The organism is Chryseobacterium subflavum, from assembly GCF_055762745.1.
In genome coordinates this window covers 473,319-493,275 of the sequence record NZ_JBVTMR010000003.1, presented here as the reverse complement: position 1 = coordinate 493,275, position 19,957 = coordinate 473,319, and the positions used below count along the sequence as shown (strand labels likewise).

Here is a 19,957-nt window from a genome sequence, read left to right as displayed (position 1 = left end):
ATATATTGAATTTAAGATTTAAAAAAGTTCGAAAAAAAATCTTTTTCCGATTTTGATTTTGGTGCCTCCTTTCAATTCAATTCTTCGATCGATATCTGTTATTTTCTCCTGATTAATCTGTACTCCTCCATTTTCAATCAATCTCCTTATAGCTGATTTACTCAGATCACTCTTAAGCTGGTGACACAAATCTGTAAGAAGGACATAATTTTCCGAGAGATGCAGGGAATCAATACCAACAGGTTTGAATGTCTTTTCTTCAAAGTTTTTATTTTGAACCTGATTAGCAAAAAAATCTTCTGCTCTTTTTGCTGAAGACTCGTCATGGTATTGAGTAATAATATTTTTAGCAAGTAACTTTTTAATATTCATGGGATTTTCTCCGTTTTCCATCCTCGATTTCAAATTCTGTTTTTCAACAGCCGAAAAGTCTGTGGTGAGATTCATAAACTCTTCGATTAAAGAATCAGGAATAGACATTGTTTTTCCAAACATCTCATTGGGTTCATCTGTCAGGCCAATGGTATTATGTAGTGATTTGCTCATTTTTTCTTTTCCATCAAGTCCTTTTAATAAAGGCAGGCACATCACAATCTGTGGTGAAAGCCCATACACTTCCTGTAATTGTCTACCCATTGTGCAGTTGAAAAGCTGGTCAGTTCCTCCCATTTCGATATCACATTCAATCTTTACGGAATCAAATCCTTGTAAAATAGGGTATACAAGTTCATGCATCGCAATAGGTGTATTTTCCGAAAATCTTTTATTGAAGTCGTTTCTGTGCATTAACTGGGCTACAGTTACTTTTGAAAGCAATCCGATCGCTTCAGAAAAGTTCAAATGATCCAACCAATCGGAATTAAAAACAATTTTTGTTTTTTTAATATCAATTATTTTAGATAGCTGATCGATATAAGTTTGGGCATTGTCATTAACATCTTTGGTGCTTAGCGGTTTTCGTGCTTTGTTTTTTCCTGTAGGATCCCCAATTCTTGCTGTAAAACTTCCGACAACAATAATAATCCGGTGTCCCAGATCCTGAAATTGTCTGAGTTTTTTTAGAACAACAGCGTGTCCGAGATGCAGGTCCGGAGCAGTAGGATCGAATCCCAGTTTGATGTTTAGTTTCCTGTTTTCGTCTTTAGCCTGTTGTAATTTTTTTTCCAGACCGTTTTGTGGTAAAATAATTTCCACATTTTCTTGTAATAAATGAATCATTTCTTTTAAAATTTTGCATTAAAAAAGCCCGAACTATAATGTTCGGGCTCTATATAATTAATTAATATTTTGTTATTGAATTATACACATAGACAGTCTTCCCGAACAGTACATCGGGTAATAATACTTATTAAAGAAAGGAAGACGTAATATGCTGTTTAAATGTTTCATATGAACAGCAAAGATAGAAAGTTTTTTCTATTGTAAGAATTCAATCAGGAAACTGGCTGATTATTTTCTTTAAGAAGATTGACGGGTTTGCAATGGATGAGTGTTCAATATTTCAGATTCATTAGCATTCGTTAAGCGATCATTGATTTCATAATATGTATTTCTAATGTGCTCTTTCCATATTTCCACTTGTTCAGGAGATACCCTGTCTGCTTTATCGAAGAAAAAATGTTGGTTGATCTCAAAACCGCAGTATGTAAATATACCTTTATCGGAAGTTAATGAAAGTGCTTTATCCATTCCGATTTGTTCATATTCTGCATGTGATTTACCATGCGTATTGATAATTACGGCCTGTTTTCCTGCCAATAAACCCTTTTGAATGCCCTGGTCATAACGGTAAGCGTAACCATAGCTGAAAACCCTGTCGATATATCCTTTCATAATAGCCGGCATTCCGGTCCACCAGATAGGATAGATGAAGGTAATATGCTCTGCCCATGTGATGAACTCCTGCTCATATTTGATATCATCGGCAAGAATTCCCATTCTCTGTTCCTGTATATCTTTTAAAGAAAACACAGGATCAAAGTTAATTGCATAAAGATCTCTTACAATAACTTCATGATTTTGGGAAGTCAGGCTTTCAACAACAGTTTCTAACAGATGGTGGTTTAAACTGTTTTCGTTATAATGTGCGTAAATAATTAGATGTCTCATTTTTTCTACTTTTTTATTGTTACAGGACAAAGGTAGAATAGCTGAGTACACAAAAATTGTAAGAAAACGAAGTGCCTAATCCGATTTTGGATTGCAGATGTCCTGCTGAAACTTCAGGAACTGTGAAGGTGAAAGATGTATGAAGTGCTTGAAATCATGGATAAGCTGGCTTTGATCGTAATAATTACACTCATCAACAATGGTAAACCATTCGACTTTGTTTTGATTGGCAATTTCTTTCTCAATAAGCTGGATGGCTTTTGAAAACCTGTTATACCGGGTGATCTCTTTGGATGAATATCCAAATTGCTCTTTTTGTTTTAGCTGAATACTTCGTTCACTTTGATTGGTCTTTTCAGCAATTGTTTTAATGGGGTTTAAATTTTTATTTGTAAAATCACTCAAGAGCTGACCTGTGAGATCCCGCTCCTGCAAATAGGGTTTACAAAACGCAAGAATATAATCTACCTGTTCCTGAGTAGAATTAATTTTTGAAATCTGATGCCATAGATTGGTAAAACAGTTTTCTTCAAGAAGCTCGTCAGGATTTATCGCGGCCTGATATGAGATGCATGCTTTTCCAAAAAAACGATAAAAAGCATCATCTTTGAAATTAGCTACAAGAATTGAAGTTCCGGAAGGCAACGTATAGTCGAAAGAATGCCTGATAGGCCCAAAAACGACACACGTATCTACCGTTATCATCGTTTTTTCCTTAGTTACCATTGATGCACTTTCCCCAAAGCAAAATAGCAATATCGTCTGATACGTGGGCAGCAATGTCTTGGTTACCGGAAATTCGGAATTGTTTTCAGCAAAATAGAAATGTGAAAATATATTCTCGAATTCCGGCGGAACTGAGATTCTGTAACCATTATATTGTGCTGAAGATCCGGACATTTAAAAGCCATTTATTATGATGTAAAAATAAAGGATTTTTATTACTACATCGTTTTAACTGAATGGTAAAATTAAAAACAAATTGAGATTTATTTTTTAAGTTTTTGAATAAAATTCACTTGATATAATTTCTGCTGTTCAGGATTTAACAAAGGGTAAAACAAATTCATCTGGATAAGGCTGTAATGCTTAATTGCTTCTTCTTTTGGTAGATTGAGTGTTAGGCTATTATGGGTAACCCAATTATCAGCAATAATAAATATTTGGGTGCTAAGGTTGTTTATAATAAAATCAGGGATATCTTCCCGGAAGATCCTGTTCTTCTGAAAATCCAGAAATATAGATTCAAACTCAGTTTTCCTGTGCAAATTAATTTGTTCATACTGAGTTTTTATTTCGGGAATTTTTCTTAGAATATCAACGAAATTGAGGAAGATAAAACGATAGGAATAGAAAATTTCGTAAGTACGGTAAGTAAAGTCAAATAAGTTTTGTAAGGTCTTATGATCAGTTTGCTGAAGTGTATTCATCATTTCATCCATTGCCAGTAGGAGTTCGGAAAAAACAACTTTAATAATATCTTCAGAATGTTTGAAGTGGTAATGCAGATTTCCCGGACTTATATTGAGTTCAGCCGCAATATGTCTTGTCGTGATTGTATTGTATCCTTTTTCGTTGAAAAGCTGGATTGCTGTTGAAATAATCTTTTCCCTGGTTTTCATGCCTCAAATATAAGAGAGATTTTTTGAATATTTTAAAAATTAGAACATTTGTTCTAATTTTTGTATATTTGTACTCAGAAATCAAAATGCAATGGAAGGGAAACAAAAATTTGATTACGAAAAAGCGGCAGAGAGAGGAAAAGATGAAAAAGACTTGCAGGAAGTGATGGTCAAGGTTCTGCAGGTCATTTTAGGAGTCATTATGGCGGTATTACATGCTTAGAAAATACAGGATCTCGGTCTTATTCTTATGTGGCTTATTCATCTGGTCAGCCATTATCATTTTCCGAAAGAATGGAATTATTATTCCCTGGTTCAATGATTATTTTACAGATCTTATTACAGTTCCCATGTACGGTTATCTGATAGAATATGGGATGAATAAAATATTGGGTTTCCGGTGGCAGCCCGATCTAAAGTTTATCATAAGATCGGTTATTTATCTCTCTCTTTTATTTGAATGGTTTTGTCCATTGGTTTCTGATCACTTTGTTGGAGATTTTTTTGATGTACTGGCTTATTCCATCGGAGGAATTGGATACCTTCTTTTTCAGCATAAAAAAGTACCAATCTAAACTGTTGTTGTCCTACTTATTTTAATTACCATTGCTTCCTCCAGCTCTGTTTGATTCTTCGAACTTCATTTGCTTGGTTGCTCCCTTTATATCATTATTACCGAATTTATAGGTTACTGAAAATAACATATTTCGTGAGGTTCCTTTGGAATAATACTCTACATTATAATTGGGATAATATTCTGTTCCCTTATTACGGTCGGTATTTAAAGCATCATTCAGGTATAAGTTGATCATTAATTTTTTCTCCATCAGGTTTAATTTTATTCCCGTATAAACCGATCCATTTCCATTGAAATAAGTATTTCCACTTCTGTTGGGAATGTTTGCCCATATACCTAGCATTAAAGTCAATGTTTTTTCCTTATTAAGAAAGAAGTTATTATCCAGGTTAATACTGGCTCCATATCCTGCCGGTGCTGCCACCGCTTCAGGAAGATATGATTTGGATTTGGCATAAAACCCATTTAAGAATGCACTAGATTCTAGCCACGTAAGCTTATTATAATTGTAGCTGATGTTAATACCTGCCTGATTTTGATTATAGAAATTTTTGACAATACTGTATTTCAGATTTCCTTCTACGACCTGTATTCTATCCCAATTATCCTTATTATAGTTGTAGTAGAGTGTAATGTTTAAATTATTTTTGAGCACGTAACCCAACTCAAAATTGTCTGAAAAAGAGGGAAGAAGATATGGGTTTCCGGTATTATATTCATATTCTGAAGTATAATATTTGAAGGGATTAAGGTTTCCGAAATAGGGCCGCGAAATTCTTCTGGAATAATTTAATGTAAATGTATTGTTTTCGTTAGGTTTATAACTTAAATAAGCCGTAGGGAAAAATTTTCCGTAATTGATGTTGGCAGAAGAATTATCATTTAATGAAACGCCTTCCAGTGTAGTGTACTCATAACGAAGGCCCGCTTTTGCATCCCATTTATCATTGATTTTAAAACTGGTAGACAGGTACGCAGCAAAGTTCTCTTCATTATAGATAAATGTATTGGTCCTTTCTCTATTCAAAATATATTGTCCATTCTCAATGTTGAAGAAATTAAAATCAGATGCGTTTTTTATTTTGGTGTATTTCAAGCCTGATTCCGTTTTTATTTTGACAAAATTCTTTTCCAGATCAGCCTGGCCTGAATAGATCCGGTACCTGCTGACAGGATTGGTAAGAGTAGAAACTTTGGTATCGGTGACGGTATTGTAAAAGTTATCGGCGTGTGCGTTATTAATTAATACATTACCAGATATGCTAAGTTTACTTCCAATTGTGTCAAGCTTTATATCGTAAAAAGCATTGGTATTGTGAAGGTTTCTGTGATTTTTATTTTTACTGTCGGAGAATACATTGAGTTTCCCTCCTTCATTAAAAATAGATGTATAATTTTCAGCCTTTTCGAATGGGTTGCCGAAAGAGTAATTATAATTGAATCCTACAAGGTGTTTATCACTGATTTTATATTCTCCTTTCAGATTGGCTCCTTTGTATTTGTTATTATACAGTTCTTTGGAATCGGTGTTCCAGTAATTTGAGTTATTAGTCCCTGTTAAATAATTGTAAGATGAACTGTCCCAATAATTATCTCCTGCTGATAAATTGGCTGTAAGAGATAATTTATTCCCCTGGTAATTAAAACCGGCTCCACTTCTTGCACTGACGGTAGGTTTTCCATAAAAGTAACTTCCTGATGTCTGTAAAGAGCCATTCCATCCCATATCAGCCTTCTTTTTCAGAATAATATTTATCAGCCCGCTTTTCCCCTCTGCTTCGTATTTGGCAGGAGGTGTAGTGATAACTTCAATTTTAGCGACATCATCCGAGCGTAATGTTTTTAGATAATTGATCAATTCCTGCCCGGATAAATTTAAGATCCGATCATTCAACATCACTGCAACATTACTTTTTCCTGCAATAGAAATAGCATCATCTGTAGCCCGTACCATTGGAGTTTTTGCTAATGCTTCCACGACATCTATTCCTTGTGATGCAATAGAGTTTTCAACATTAAAAACCAATCGGTCGACTTTTCTTTCAAATAGCTTTTTCTTTATGGAAACAGAAACTCCTTCTATCTTTTGCTCAAAAGGTGTATTTTCTTTTATATGGATGTCTTTAGTAAGATTTCCGCTAACAGTTATTTTTTCGCTTTCTACTTTTATTCCGTCATGAATAACCTCTAATAAATAAATTCCATTTTTATTCAGAACTATTTTAAACATTCCGTTCTGATCTGTAATAGCAGAAAATTTTTCAGTATCGTTTGTTATAACCACTTCAGTTTCTACCGCAGGCTTGTGATGTCCGTCAATAATACTTCCTTCAATGCTTTGAGCATAGATGAAAAGAGAAAATAAGAAAAATATGAAGGTAAATATCTTTCGAACCATATCATTATTTACTGACAGGGGCAATTTAAGAAAATAATGTTACATCATTATTCATTTGATAGTGAATTTTATAAAAAAATATGGTATCCTTATAGATAAATCTATATTTTAAGAGTCGTGAAGTTTGATAATTGGGTCTTTGTAAAATCGGGTTAGGTCATAGAGTTCACCGAAGTATTTTGAAAGTTTAACACCACTGTCAAAGAGTGATCCTGTTTCAGGATTGGTTTGAACAGCATTGAATTTGTCTTCAGCGAAGGAATATAAATCCTTATGATCCGGCTTTAAAAAGTCCATTAAAAGAATATGGCTGTTTTCTTTTTTATGGAACCGGCTGAGTAGTCCGGTAAAAAATATTCCATAGATAAGAAAAGGACTGAATTCTTCTGTATTGAACTTATAGGGTAAAGTGCTTTGAGAATATTTCTGATAATCGGAAATAATCTGGTTGAATGGAGTAACGTCAGGAGGAGAAATTTCGTAAAACTGATCAATCCCATTAATAAAAAGCTGATTAATTACTTCTTCCTTTGAATTTGATGGATCTGCACTTGTATCATGATATTCACCCTGAAACCAGTGAAAAATACTGCATAGTTCATCAGGTGTAAGATTTTCGACACTGTCTTTTACTTTAGCCTTAATAATTTCCAGGCTGGTTTTTTTGTCATCATCCAGATATCTGAGTGCTGAATTTTCCTCACGGCAAAGCTTATTGTACAAATTGATCTTGGCAATAGTAGGGTTAGTTTTTATGAAATAAATTTTTTCTGCCATAATTTTGTATCAAAAAATTAACAATAAAACCTTTAGATGTATTTAAAGATACAAATATGCGGTGATATAAGTTGAATATATTTTTTGGTTTTGTATGCAATGCTTTCTTCTGTCTTTTCAAAGTCGGATAAAGTTCAATTCTGATTTTACTGATGGCCAAAAAAATGACAGCTGTTTGGCTGTCATTTTTTTATTATTGAATGTGCTTTTCTATTTCCCCAGCAATCTGATCCAATTCACCGAACTTTCTGGCAATGATCTTTCCATTTTGATCTACCAGAATTTGTAGAGGATATCCGGTAGCATGAAGCTTATTGAGGAATGCCTGATTCACATCGAAATAATTTTTCCAGCTTACTTTATTTTCGTTCAGTATTCTATTGGCCCGATCCATTCTGTCTTTCACAGTATCGTCAGCAACACTTATGAATTGCACACCTTTATCCTTATATTTTTCATATAAGGTGACCAGCTTGGGCAAATCTTTAATACAAGGTTTGCAGGTTGTAGCCCAATAATCTATCAAGGTAAGTTTGTGGTCAGAAAAACTGGAGTTATTTATCTGATCGGTTGAATTAAGTTTCAGGTTCGGGAAATTTGCACCGACACTTGTAGCATTTTCTATTTTCAGGATTTTCTCAAATTCTTTATAACTGAATATCCCTTTTATCTTTTTAGAAAATAAGGGCATATTTTCCACATAGCTTGGGTTAAAACCGTATTTTGAGAAATCATTTACGATTTCCCAGAACGCCACATAGGAGTTTGGATTTTTAGTGATATAGGTTCTCAGCAGCTTTTGTTTACTTTCAATATCACCAGGATTATTGTCTTCATAAGGTTTTAATTTTTTGTCTGCTATCTCAAGTAACTTCTTCAGTTTTTTGTATTCGGCGTTGGTTGGCGTTTCAGAACCTGACGTAAAATTCAGATTTTTATCCACGATACTGATCTTGTAATCCCCTTTTTCAATGAAAAAAATATCAGAACCATATCCTCCCTTTTCTACAGCATTAAAATATCCAAAGATAACAGGCTGAGGATATTCTATTTGTCCGGTCACTGTCTTTGAGTCATCGATCGTGATAAATGCGGTATTAAAACCCTTCATAAATCTTACACCTTTTTCCGGTTGAATGGTAAAATTGTACAGTTTATGAGTTTCTCCCATTCCCATCGGAGGAGCAATGGTTATGGAATCTTTAGCAAATACCGGAGCACTGATATCCATTTTAAAATTGGTTTGGGAATAAATAGTACAGAATGATAAAAAAAGTAAGACCTGTGAAATTTTTTTCATAAATAAATCGAGATTTTAAAAAATTAAAGATATTGTTTTATGAGTAACTTCCGTTATTGTTTTCAGGAAATATCACAAAAAAAAGAGACTTATTTAGTCTCCTTTTTTTACCCTTTGTAATTTTATTTAAAAATCCATTACTGTATCCAGTCCTCTTCTGAGGCCTTTGAATGTGCCTATTTTTTCAATAGCAAGTAACCCACCTTTTACATAAGGTTCTGCACTGGTTCCTGAATCGTGTCTGATGATTAATTTTTCATCTTTTAACCCAAAAATAGTTTCTACAGCAATAACATGCCCCGGAAGCCTTACAGAATGAACATGAACCCCTTCCATTTCTGCTCCTCTAGTTGCCTTTTCACCAACCATCTGATCCGTAGGAATAGGGACAACGGGTTTTTGAACCTGGGCTAATCGGTGAGCGAGTTCCCTTACAGTTCCGCTTGGGGTATCGATTTTTAGCTCATGTGCATAATCTATAATCTCATAGTTGGGAATGTACTTTGCAGCAATTTCAGCAAACTTTTGAAGAAGAACAACTGTGATCGCAAAGTTTCCTACCGCCAGTACGGAAGTATCATTTTCAATGGCAGCTTTTTCTATTTCTGCATAATCTTCTCCTGTAAGGCCTGAAGTTCCCACAATAACTTTTTTACCTCTTTTTACGGCCGCCAGGACATTGGTTTTGGCGACATCAGGTTTTGTGTAGTCAAATAACACATCGAAGTCAAGGGCATCTAAAGCCTTCTCAATGGTATCAAATACCGGAATTTTTTCATTCCCTAAATCAAGGATCTCAGCGAGGTTTTTTCCACTGCCGGAACGGGATAATCCACCGACCAGCTGCATTCCCTCTTGTTTAAAAATAGCTTTGCTCAGCTCAGAGCCGGCCCATCCGGTAGCTCCTGCAACGAATATTTTGATCATGATTTTTTTGTTTAAGTTAATTAATATTTTTTACTCCACTTCAAATACGGCCTGAATCTCTACAGAAGAGTTAACAGGAATCGATGATGCTCCAAAGGTAGCTCTTGCATGCTTTCCTTTTTCTCCAAATACTTCTACAGTAAGATCGGATGCTATATTCATAAGATCTGCGTGTTTAGTATAGTCGTCTTTTGTATTAAATATTCCCGTAAGCTGTACACAACGTTTTACACGGTTTAAATCACCACCCAAGGCCTCATTTAATACAGAAAGAACATTAAGCATGGTCACTTTCGTAGCTTCTTTTACCTGTTCTTCAGTAAGTGAAAGTCCTAGTTTTCCAGGATTAAGGATTTTCCCGTCTTTTAATGCAACCTGGTTAATGAAAACCAGATTTCCTGAACGTACATAGGGCTGATAATTTCCTGCAGGTTTAGGAACCTGTGGAAGAATGATCTGCTTTTGTTTTAAGACAGTGTTGATATTAGCTGTTTTTTCTTGGATATCATTTTCCGATGTCATCTTATGGGGAAAGATATCTTTCAATGCTGCTGCTATCTTAGCAAAGTTTTCTCCTTGCATTCTGGCAATATAACGTTCACTTTCGCTGGGGCGTTCTACATTTTTAACTGAAGCAAGGCTGGTTACTCCAAGAACGGTGTTTCCCTGTGGGGTATTTTTGTCTGTGTTTTCTGCACCACGAATACCATTCGATACCAGTACCATTCCATGAACGGCCAGGCTATTCCAAAAAGACTGAATAGCCAGCTCCTTTCCTGCACCACTTCCTGCAGACATGAAGACGGTCGCCGGCATTCCTTCTAATGCATGGGTGGTCCATAATCCAACCGTTTTTGATAAGAACTCACTCATTCCCGTACTGATATTTCCAAAATAAACGGGTGATCCAAATGCAATTCCGTCGTAGGAAGAGAGTTCTTCGACGCTGGCTATAGGGATATCTTTTAATTTGGGATGGGTTGACGCTTTTACCTGTTTAATTACAGCCTGTACATTTCCTTGGGTTTCAATTCCTTTTGATATTTCTTTTGCTAATTCATAAGTTCCTCCATTATCCGAATAAAACAGAACCAGAACTCTAGCTTTATGTTCTTGTGCCATCATAGATTGGGTTATTATCAGAAGTAAGAAAGCAGTGATGATCTTGCTTATATTTTTCATATTTTTTTAAGGTCTAACATTCAGATACAAAATTAATAATGTCGTTTTTATTAACTTTGCCAAAAAGAATATGCAAAACGCCAAACTTAAATGCGGATTGATTGAAACGAATCAGGGTTTCTACAATGATACCATCTCGAAGGATGCCTATGTGTGGTATGAGGAAAACTGGAAGCATGATGAATATGAGCATATTCATGAAAGGGCCCAACTCACTTATGTGGAAGAAGGGTATCAGTATCTGCATATTCAGCAGAAAATATATCTTGTTCCTAAAAATCATGTGATCTGGATACCTTCCGGAGTTAAGCACCGCACTACTTCTGATGCAAGATCAGTAAATCTGATGGTCATTTTATTTAAAAAGCTTTTACCATCTGATTTTTTTAAAGAAGTGCATGTTTTTGCGGCACCTCCTGTTTTGAAAGAGATGCTTTTATATGCTTCAAAATGGAATCAACTAGATGCTGAAGATCAGGAGCAAACCGTTTTTCTAAAAGCATTGTTAAATAGTTTGCCTAACTTTTGTAATGAAAGTCGTTTTCTGGAAATTCCTGTTCCTGAAGATCATCGCTTAATACCTGTTTGTGATTATATAAATAACCACTATCAGGAAAGTTTTAATGTGAGCGATATGGCAGACCTTGCAAAAATGTCTGTGCGAAGTTTACAGAGGATATTTAAAGAGCAGACAGGAATTACTCTTCAGAAGTACGGACAATTGATCAGGATTTTAAAGAGTGTGGAGCTTATCGATACCCGGCAATATACCTTAAGTGAAATAGCTTTTAAAGTAGGATATAAAAGTCTTTCCGCTTTTACCTCTTCTTATGCTTCCATTATGAAGGAAGCACCGAAAGCCAAAAAAGATATTATTTTCTAGTCTGCATTGACTTTTTCTGTGTTTGGTTTTCTGCTTAATCTTCCTTTATTTTGAAGAGGTGTAAAAAGATCTACGGCTAGTTCCAGATCAATCTTTTCAGGGTAGACAGGAGTGGGCTGATCATCATAAATACAATAAAAACTCAGCATAGTAAAGTGTGTTTTTATGAATAATCAATAGCAATTCAGTTGCCTTCATTTCAGTAATTGATCTTCTTTCCAAACATCATAAGTTTAGAATAATTATCTCTGGCTTTCTTTTACTGCTTTGATGAGGTCACGGTTTCGCTTATCTGCTCTTTCATTATTCAGGGAGAGAGCTGCCCAAATTGCAGCAGGGACCCAGCCGATTACAGTGATCTGTAAAATCAGGCATAATATTCCGGTTAGGACTTTTCCACGAACGATAAAAGATAAAAAGGGTAATAAAATTGCTAGTAACATGATTGTAAGATTTTAAATAGTGATACTTTTCTTTTAATTAATTTCTGTTGATATTTTCAAGTGCAAGTTTGGTCATATTCCTTACCGTTTCAGTAGGTGAATGGCAATCACAATTACTGAATCCTACTACATACAGATCTTCTGACGGAATATATACCCCCATTGATTTAAATCCAAAAATACTGCCTCCATGTTCTCTGGAAGCAACTCCGTTAATGTCTTTAAGGTGCCAGCCATAACCATAGGTAAATTCTTCACCATTATTAAGCCTGTATTTTTGAAATGCTTTTTCGGTCTCCTGTGAATTTAGTAAAATATTTTTATTTAATGCATTTTGCCATTTCAGCATATCTTCAAGCGTGGACATCAGTGAGCCTGAGGAAAAAGGAACACTGAAACTGATAAGGGTCTTGTTTACGTAACCGGATTCTTTCTTATGATATCCAGATGCTCTCTTGAGAACTATTTTTCTGTCCGATGCATAATAAGAATGGTTCATGCCGGCTTTATCAAAAATATTTTTCTGGATGAAATTTTCATAGGAATCTCCTGAAATTAATTCAATCAGATGACCCAATACAACATATCCTGAATTGTTATAATCAAACTTTTCTCCGGGAGCAAAATCTACCGGCTCATTTTTGAAAAAATCAACCATCATTTCTGGCTTCATTTCCTTTTGGGCAATCGTTGTGATCGATTTCATTTTCGTAAAATCCTTGATTCCTGAAGTATGGGTCAGTAAATGATGAATAGTAATTTTATCACCATTCGGATAGTCTTTGATGTACTTAGAAATAGGGTCATTAACGCTTAATTTTCCTTGTTGTTCGAGCATTAAAGTGGCTATAGCAGTAAATTGCTTGGTCATGGAGCCGATCTCAAATACATAATCCGCATGAAGATTAGCATCAAGTTCCAGATTCGCCTTTCCAAAAGCCTTTTGATATAAGACTTTACCTTTTTGTGTAACCTGAAATACACCACCAGGAGCTTTTGCATCACTGAATTCTTTAAGAATTACATCATCGATCCTTTTTTCCAGAGTTTGTGCAAAATAAGACTTGAAGAAAAGAAGAATAACAAAATGAATCGGTTAAAAGTTTTATTTGAGCTCATAATAATCTATTGTGTTATACAAAGATATAATTTAATTTCATTACTATGCAATACAATATAGTTATTTCTTTTGTATTAATTATAGGTATTGGTAACTTGGATTGCTATTAGAATAAAATGAATGGAATAGAAGGTGGATATACAGGTAAAAAATAGGCTACCCAATTTGGTAGCCTGATATGATTTCATTTTTTATAAATCCTTAGATCAGTTTTTAGCTGAAATTTTTTTTAGTTTGCTAGCGTCTATTAAGCAACCAGACCAAGTATTTTCAGAGGTTTTAATCCGTAGGCACTTTTTATCATTATCATACACTAGCGTAGCTTTAACAGGAATCAGACTTGTTAATCCTGTTGTGGATTCAGCAGAGGTTACACGTGGAATAACAAGACCCATTTCTTTATCACTATTTTGGAGGTGTAGTATACCTTCTGGTTTATTCGTTCCGATAGCCACTTGTGCCTTTCCTAATGCACAACAAAATAGAAATACTGATAATATAACTTTATTAGCCATTATTTATTTGTATTTGTTTCAATATTATTTTTAGGATTGTTAAAACTTTTACCAGCAGACATTTGTGTAAGTTGCGTTTTGTCCAGCAGGCAATCTGACCAGTTTGTCTCTGAGTTTTTAATTCGTAAACAATGTTTACTCATATCATATACTAAGGTTGCTTCCACAGGAGTCATATTATCGGGTGTAGTTACAGAATCTACATTCCGTACTGTAGGCAGTACAAGTCCTAAATTTTTATTGTCTTTGTTCTTTATATGAAGGATACCTTCTGGTTTTTCTGTTTCTATTCCTACCTGAGCGTAAAATAATGGACACAGGCTGAAAAATATTAATAGTATTATCAATTGTTTTATCATAAGTTTATTTTTTGTGAGTGTTATTGTAAAACATCTATGAGTAGTGGATTGTTACCAGAATTTCCGGCTTTGCCTAATTGGTTATTAGAGCCGCTTCCTGCTCCATACAGTTTGAAATTCCCATTTTTATCTTTTACATGAATATACATATTGCTGACTCCAAAGGCAACATCAATCATCTGACCGTCAATATTACTTGTATCAGCTAATGTTAAAGTTTTAAGATGTGTGGTGCCACCTGTGGAAAGTCTTCCATTGGTGTTTCGCCCTGCCACAAAAAGTCTGTTTTTATTGGTAATTAAGGCAACACCGTAGTAATCTAAATCAAATCCAACAAATTTTTCATCAGCAGCGAGTAGTTCTGAAGTAACTTCGATGGGTGTAGTATTGGTTACACCTTGTATTCCATAATCGTACACGTATCCAAAAGTAAAATATCTTCCCTGATTGGTAATAAATCCACCACCGTTGGTTGTATTATCCATGGTAATTTGAGAGACTTTTTCTCCAGAATTGAATATAGAAGATGTGTCGAGTAGAGTTGGAAGATAAACATTTCCATCAGGAAGCCCGATACGTTTTACATATCCACCGTTTAGTCCCCATACGTAAATATTTCCATCACTGGTAACGGCTACTGCCTGCTGCATTCCAACCTCCATATCAACGACTTCCTTGTCATCAAAAAAGGCTATTTTCTTAAAAGGTCTCACATCAGCTGTTTCTCCACCTCCTGTTACAGAATAAGCATAGTATCCTGAAACGTATAACTTTTTATCCACCCCCAAAACGAGGGCATTAAAATATCCGGCTGTAACACGCTCTGCAAGAACTCCACCAGGTAACGGAATAACTTTTGGGGCAAAAACATTTCCGGTGTTTCCATCACCGATTCTTCCATAAGTATTCGTTCCCCAACCCCATAAAGTTCCATCTTTAGCAACTGCTAGTCCATAAGTTTGTCCCATAGAAACATCTTTGAAAGAGTTGTTTTTAATAACGGGTATTGAATAATTGGAGGAATTTGAGCTAGGAATTTGTCCACCGGTATTTGCTCCTAGACCATAGACTGCATCATTATCAATAGGATTAATATACACCATCGCATTATCCCTAACGACACCAATTTTTCTTCCTTTACGGCCTAATCTTATTTCCGGAGTTACATCATTTTCGTCTGCAAGACAATCCGACCAGCTTGTTGCTGAATTTCTGACCCTTAAACAATTCTTACTGTTGTCATAAACAAGAGTGCCTTCTAAAGGCTGGCTTACAGTAACTCCTGTTACAGATTCCGCAGTAGAAACTCTTGGAATAACGATTCCCAATTCTTTGTCTGTGTTTTGTAGGTGTAAAATGCCTTTTGGTGAAACTGTTCCTATGCCTACCTGTGCATGAATAAGAAGGTATTGCGCAAAATAGATAACTATTAAGCTAATTTTTTTGATCATTACTGTTTGTGTTTTTATTTTAGGCAGTAAAAATAATTTTTTTTAGAATGACTTAAGATTAAAATTTCATTAAAAATTAATTTCACTTTTCATAGCTCATTATGAGTATCATCGGCCTTCGCAATTCATCTTTCATTTCTGAAAATTGTTTGAGCATTTCCTCACTTGGTTGGGCTTCTACAACTTCCTTTAATTTGAATCCTTGGTTTAATAAACAGCTAAGGTATGTCGTTAATGTTCTGTGGTATTTAACAACATTTTCACCAAGAAATGTAGTGTTTCTCCTTCCTTCGATAAAATAGTTATCCACCGGCCAATGTTGCTTTTCTCCATGGGTATCATAACTCCAGTCCTGAGTGCCTTCGGCAGTAAAAACAGGATGTTCTACAGAAAATACAAACTGACCTCCGGGTTTTAACCATTTGTAGATATTTTGAGCAATGGTATCAAATAATTCTACATAATGTAAGGTAAGAGAACTTAAAATTACATCAAAGGTTTGATTTGGATAAGTTACCTCTTCAAGAGCACTCCGAAAGTACTCAATACCTTTTAGGTTATTGATCTCTCTGGCTTTTTCAAGCATTTTTTCAGAGAGATCAATTCCAATTACAGATTTTGCCCCTTGCTCTATAGCATATCGGCAGTGCCAGCCAAAACCACAACCGAGATCAAGTACATTCTTTTCTGTAAAATCGGGTAGCATATCCTTTAAAACATACCATTCTCCGGCTCCCTCCAATCCAAGTTGAGAGCGAAGCATTTTTTCATATTGTCTGAAAAAAGAAGGATCATCGTATTTGTTTTCTTTCATAATAAAAATGTACTTGTGAATCTGTTGTATAGATTAGCGGTTTTAGTGCCTCATAATTAGAATGGTAATTATCCAAATGCTCTTTTTAATAAACTTTCTACTCTCGGTTCACTTCCTCTGAAGTTTTTATATAATTTCATGGGATCTTTTGTTCCACCTGAAGACAGAAGGATTTTATATTTGGCAGCAATTTCCGGATTAAAGATTCCATTTTCTTTAAAATATTGGAATGCGTCCGCATCCAGAACTTCCGCCCATTTATAAGAATAATATCCGGCAGAATATCCACCCTGGAAGATATGAGAGAAACTCGGACTCATAGCTGTTTCCGGATTCGTGGGATAGAGCTGGGTTGCTTTGGTGTATTTATCTTCAAATTTCTTTACGCTTTCACTCTCTAATTCACCTGCATTGGTGTGGTAAATCATGTCCAGTATTCCAAAACCTAACTGTCTCATCGTCTGATATCCCTCCATGAAGTTTTTAGATTGTTCAATTTTCTGAATCTTATCATCAGGAAGAACTTCACCTGTTTTATAATGCTTAGCAAAGGTTTTTAAAAATTCCGGCTCATAACAGAAATTTTCCAGGAATTGGGACGGCAGTTCCACAAAATCCCACTTTACCGAAGTTCCGGATAATCCTGGATACTGGGTATTGGCAAGCATACCATGTAAAGCATGGCCAAATTCATGGAATAACGTGGTTACCTCCTGAAATGTTAATAAGCTTGGAGTATCTTTGGTAGGTTTGCTGAAATTGCAGACGATTGAAATATGTGGGCGTGAGTTCTCACCATTCTTTTTATACTGACTTTTATAGCTGGTCATCCAGGCACCTGCTCTCTTACCTTTTCTGGGGAAGTAGTCGACATACAGCAATGATTTGTACTCTCCGTTTTCTTTTACTTCATAGGTTTTTACGTCGTCATGATATTTAGGAATATCGTTTCTTTCCTCAAAAGATAATCCAAATAGCTTGTTGGCTAATCCAAACACCGCATCCTGAACCTGATTTAAAGGAAAATAAGGCTTAAGCTCTTCATCATTAAGATCAAATTTTTCTTTGCGAAGTTTTTCAGCGTAGAAAGGATGATCATAACCTTGCATTTCTTCAATACCATCTTCTTTTGCCAATCCTTTTAATTCGTCAATTTCTTTTCCTGCATAAGGTTTTGCTTTGGTCAGTAATTCATTTAAAAAATCCAAAACTTTAGCTGGAGATTTGGCCATTCTTTCTTCTAATACAAAGTCAGCATAATTTTTATATCCGAGCAATTCTGCTTTTTTCTGTTTCAGATTAATAATTTCTTTGATAAGGTTTTGATTGTCAAACTCTCCGCCATCAAAAGATTTTTTACCATTGGCCAAAGCCAGTTCTTTTCTTAGTTCACGGTTTTCAGCATACGTAATGAATGGTACATAGCTTGGATATTGTAATGTAAGGACCCAGCCTTCTAGGTTTCTTTCTTTTGCTTCTTCAGCATATTGTTCTATGATGGCTTCAGGAATACCTGCCAAATCTTCTTTGTTGGTAATATGCTTAAAATAGGCGTTGGTTGATGCCAGTACATTTTGGCCGAATTTCAGGGATTTCAAAGATAAATCCATGTTGATCTTCTTTAACTTCTCTTTGTCCTCATCATTCAGTAGTGCACCGCTTCGTACAAAACCTTTATAGGTTTCCTCCAAAAGCATTTGCTGCTCTTCGTTAAGGTTATATTTCTCCTTCTCTTCATACACTTTTTTGATTTTGCTGAAGAGTGCTTCGTTTTGCGAAATTTTTGAAGAATATTCACTTAAAATAGGTGAAACTTCTTCTGCGATTTGCTGTAATTCATCGTTTGTTTCCGCAGAATTTACATTGAAAAAAATATTGGAAAGAATATCTAATTTTTCACCGGAGTAGGCGAGTGCTTCAATAACATTCTCAAATGTGGGAGCTTCATTATTATCAACAATAGCGTTGATTTCTTCCTCAGATCTCTGTATTAGTTCTTTAAAAGCGGGAAGATAATCTTCATTTCTAATTTGATCAAAAGGAGCAGTATGGTAAGGTGTTTTGAAGTTTTCTGTTAAAATATTCATTATTCTATTTTTTATTGATGTAAACTTAATTTTTATAAAAATTGATAAAGCATGAGTTCGTCAAAAATAATGCCTTAATTATCGGTTATGACAAAAAGTAGCGATCAGCATAATCTTGTCATAAGAAAAGCAGCGTTATAACAGGAATGCGTAATTTTGGCTTAACATTAAAATCTAAAAACTATGAAAACAATTTTGAAAATCTTAGGGATACTCATTGTTTTAGCTATTTTGTATGCCGTATTTGCTATGGTGGCTTTCGGCAACAAGTATCATTTCGAAAGATCAGTAGTTATCAATGCTCCGAAGGAAAAAGTATGGGAACATGTTGGGTCTACAAAAGCTTTCAATACTTGGAATCCTTTCATTAAGCCGGATAAAAATATTGCAATCAGCTATTCCGGTACCAGTGGTGAAGTAGGAGATTCTTACAAATGGAAGGGGAATAACGATGTTGGAGAAGGAGTACAAACCGTTACTGCAGTAACCCCCAATGAAAAAATAACCAGTAAACTTCACTTTATCAGACCTTTCGAAGGTGAAGCAGTTGCAAATTTTATCCTGACTCCGGAAGGAAACGGAACTAAAGTAACCTGGACTATGGATGATGAGCTCAGCACTATGATGAAACCTATGAAGCCTATGATGGATAGCCAGATGGGAAAGACTTTTGATCAGGGGCTCGGGGAACTTAAGAAATTAACAGAGCGGTAAAATAAGAAAAGCCTTGTCAGCAGACAGGGCTTTTTAAACCTGATTTTTAATTTTTCGGAGATAAATATATTTATTTAAAAAAATATTATCTTTATGTAAAGATTAGATTTATGGAGAAGATCGTATTTGAGAAAAGTGACATAAGAAATTATGTTAAAAACGTGATCGCCGAAAAGATTGAGAAGCTAAAGAATTTTATAGAATTCACTTTGGATGCGAGCCGAGACATTAAGAAGACTCCAAAATATGACAGCATGCGCGAAGAAATGCAGGAAGAAATTTATCAGATGCAGAAGCAGCTTGGAGCACTTAATGACCTGAAAAGGAATATGTCGAAAGTTCTAAATAATGCCACGGAAAAAGTTCAATTGGGTTCTTTGGTGATAACCAATAAAGCAAGATTTTACATTTCGGTTTCTTTGGGTGAATTCTTTTTTGAAGGAGATCGTTTCTATGCCATTTCACCGCAAAGCCCCATGGCTAAAAAGATGATGGGAATGAAACCGGGAGATGCTTTTACCTTGAATAATATTCATCAGAAAATTGTTGAAGTACTTTAAATTAGTACCATGTATTTTATGATTATCATTAAACATCAATAATACGGCGATTACTGAATAAGAAAAATTAATATTCATAATTAATAATATGCTTATTCGCAATCGTCTCACATCAACTT

Annotated in this window: 22 protein-coding genes; 5 read left to right on the top strand and 17 right to left on the bottom strand. The window is 35.1% G+C overall.

Features of this window, described 5'->3' with window-relative positions:
- Window positions 1-18: 18 nt before the first annotated feature.
- From tyrS to AC0INN_RS15765, 4 genes are all read right to left on the bottom strand, one after another.
- Entirely contained in the window at window positions 19-1,218 is a 1,200-nt protein-coding gene (gene tyrS, locus AC0INN_RS15780) for a tyrosine--tRNA ligase (protein ID WP_273649181.1), read from the bottom strand.
- A gap of 240 nt (window positions 1,219-1,458) precedes the next feature.
- On the bottom strand, window positions 1,459-2,109 hold the full coding sequence (locus AC0INN_RS15775; RefSeq protein WP_306614004.1) for an NAD(P)H-dependent oxidoreductase: 651 nt from the start codon (window positions 2,107-2,109) through the stop codon (window positions 1,459-1,461).
- A 75-nt stretch (window positions 2,110-2,184) separates the two neighbouring features.
- Complete coding sequence (locus AC0INN_RS15770) at window positions 2,185-3,009, bottom strand: helix-turn-helix domain-containing protein (RefSeq protein ID WP_306614002.1); 825 nt, start codon at window positions 3,007-3,009, stop codon at window positions 2,185-2,187.
- An 89-nt stretch (window positions 3,010-3,098) separates the two neighbouring features.
- The gene (locus AC0INN_RS15765) at window positions 3,099-3,731 is read right to left on the bottom strand and encodes a TetR/AcrR family transcriptional regulator (RefSeq protein WP_306614000.1); all 633 of its coding nucleotides are present in this window, start codon (window positions 3,729-3,731) and stop codon (window positions 3,099-3,101) included.
- Between the two features lie 91 nt (window positions 3,732-3,822).
- On the opposite strand from AC0INN_RS15765, the gene AC0INN_RS15760 reads away from it, so the two are divergent.
- Together AC0INN_RS15760 and AC0INN_RS15755 are read left to right on the top strand one after the other, a co-directional pair.
- Complete coding sequence (locus AC0INN_RS15760; protein WP_306613998.1) at window positions 3,823-3,954, top strand: hypothetical protein; 132 nt, start codon at window positions 3,823-3,825, stop codon at window positions 3,952-3,954.
- Entirely contained in the window at window positions 3,947-4,306 is a 360-nt protein-coding gene (locus tag AC0INN_RS15755) for a hypothetical protein (RefSeq protein WP_306613996.1), read from the top strand. The genes AC0INN_RS15760 and AC0INN_RS15755 overlap by 8 nt, the downstream gene beginning before the upstream one ends.
- 21 nt (window positions 4,307-4,327) lie before the next feature.
- On the opposite strand, the gene AC0INN_RS15750 is transcribed toward AC0INN_RS15755, so the two are convergent.
- The 5 genes from AC0INN_RS15750 to AC0INN_RS15730 form a co-directional block, all read right to left on the bottom strand.
- Complete coding sequence (locus AC0INN_RS15750; protein WP_306613994.1) at window positions 4,328-6,706, bottom strand: TonB-dependent receptor; 2,379 nt, start codon at window positions 6,704-6,706, stop codon at window positions 4,328-4,330.
- Between the two features lie 108 nt (window positions 6,707-6,814).
- Window positions 6,815-7,483 carry a hypothetical protein gene (locus AC0INN_RS15745; RefSeq protein WP_306613992.1) on the bottom strand — a complete coding sequence of 223 codons (669 nt, stop codon included), beginning with the start codon at window positions 7,481-7,483 and terminating at the stop codon, window positions 6,815-6,817.
- Window positions 7,484-7,676: 193 nt separating this feature from the next.
- Window positions 7,677-8,783, bottom strand: a complete 1,107-nt coding sequence (locus AC0INN_RS15740) for a TlpA family protein disulfide reductase (protein WP_273649168.1) — start codon at window positions 8,781-8,783, stop codon at window positions 7,677-7,679.
- 126 nt (window positions 8,784-8,909) lie between these two features.
- A complete protein-coding gene (gene dapB / locus AC0INN_RS15735; RefSeq protein ID WP_273649167.1) occupies window positions 8,910-9,710 on the bottom strand; it encodes a 4-hydroxy-tetrahydrodipicolinate reductase in 801 nt (266 codons plus the stop codon).
- A gap of 30 nt (window positions 9,711-9,740) precedes the next feature.
- Window positions 9,741-10,892, bottom strand: a complete 1,152-nt coding sequence (locus AC0INN_RS15730) for an Atu1372/SO_1960 family protein (protein WP_306613989.1) — start codon at window positions 10,890-10,892, stop codon at window positions 9,741-9,743.
- A 70-nt stretch (window positions 10,893-10,962) separates the two neighbouring features.
- Here AC0INN_RS15730 and AC0INN_RS15725 point away from each other — a divergent pair, with 70 nt between their 5' ends.
- A complete protein-coding gene (locus tag AC0INN_RS15725) occupies window positions 10,963-11,775 on the top strand; it encodes a helix-turn-helix domain-containing protein (protein ID WP_306613987.1) in 813 nt (270 codons plus the stop codon).
- Here AC0INN_RS15725 and AC0INN_RS15720 read toward each other — a convergent pair.
- The 8 genes from AC0INN_RS15720 to AC0INN_RS15685 all read right to left on the bottom strand — a co-directional run bounded on the left by AC0INN_RS15720 (window position 11,772) and on the right by AC0INN_RS15685 (window position 18,564).
- Entirely contained in the window at window positions 11,772-11,924 is a 153-nt protein-coding gene (locus AC0INN_RS15720) for a hypothetical protein (protein WP_306613986.1), read from the bottom strand. The two genes, AC0INN_RS15725 and AC0INN_RS15720, sit on opposite strands and share 4 nt — an antisense overlap.
- Before the next feature lie 93 nt (window positions 11,925-12,017).
- Window positions 12,018-12,218: a YqaE/Pmp3 family membrane protein gene (locus AC0INN_RS15715; protein WP_194304243.1), complete on the bottom strand. Its 201-nt coding sequence runs from the start codon at window positions 12,216-12,218 to the stop codon at window positions 12,018-12,020.
- Window positions 12,219-12,255: 37 nt separating this feature from the next.
- Window positions 12,256-13,239, bottom strand: a complete 984-nt coding sequence (locus AC0INN_RS15710; protein WP_306614236.1) for a serine hydrolase domain-containing protein — start codon at window positions 13,237-13,239, stop codon at window positions 12,256-12,258.
- Between the two features lie 305 nt (window positions 13,240-13,544).
- A complete protein-coding gene (locus AC0INN_RS15705) occupies window positions 13,545-13,853 on the bottom strand; it encodes a hypothetical protein (RefSeq protein WP_306613983.1) in 309 nt (102 codons plus the stop codon).
- Window positions 13,853-14,212, bottom strand: coding sequence for a hypothetical protein (locus AC0INN_RS15700; RefSeq protein ID WP_306613981.1), 360 nt, complete (start codon window positions 14,210-14,212; stop codon window positions 13,853-13,855). Before AC0INN_RS15700 ends, AC0INN_RS15705 begins: the two co-directional genes overlap by 1 nt.
- 20 nt (window positions 14,213-14,232) lie before the next feature.
- The gene (locus tag AC0INN_RS15695) at window positions 14,233-15,663 is read right to left on the bottom strand and encodes an RCC1 domain-containing protein (protein ID WP_306613980.1); all 1,431 of its coding nucleotides are present in this window, start codon (window positions 15,661-15,663) and stop codon (window positions 14,233-14,235) included.
- A gap of 82 nt (window positions 15,664-15,745) precedes the next feature.
- Window positions 15,746-16,477 (bottom strand): class I SAM-dependent methyltransferase, encoded by a 732-nt coding sequence (locus AC0INN_RS15690; protein WP_306613979.1) that lies wholly within the window; start codon window positions 16,475-16,477, stop codon window positions 15,746-15,748.
- Between the two features lie 68 nt (window positions 16,478-16,545).
- Complete coding sequence (locus AC0INN_RS15685) at window positions 16,546-18,564, bottom strand: M3 family metallopeptidase (RefSeq protein ID WP_306613977.1); 2,019 nt, start codon at window positions 18,562-18,564, stop codon at window positions 16,546-16,548.
- Between the two features lie 183 nt (window positions 18,565-18,747).
- On the opposite strand from AC0INN_RS15685, the gene AC0INN_RS15680 reads away from it, so the two are divergent.
- Together AC0INN_RS15680 and AC0INN_RS15675 are read left to right on the top strand one after the other, a co-directional pair.
- On the top strand, window positions 18,748-19,278 hold the full coding sequence (locus AC0INN_RS15680) for an SRPBCC family protein (RefSeq protein WP_273649149.1): 531 nt from the start codon (window positions 18,748-18,750) through the stop codon (window positions 19,276-19,278).
- Between the two features lie 110 nt (window positions 19,279-19,388).
- Window positions 19,389-19,838, top strand: coding sequence for a hypothetical protein (locus AC0INN_RS15675; protein WP_172280109.1), 450 nt, complete (start codon window positions 19,389-19,391; stop codon window positions 19,836-19,838).
- The last annotated feature ends 119 nt before the right edge of the window (window positions 19,839-19,957 follow it).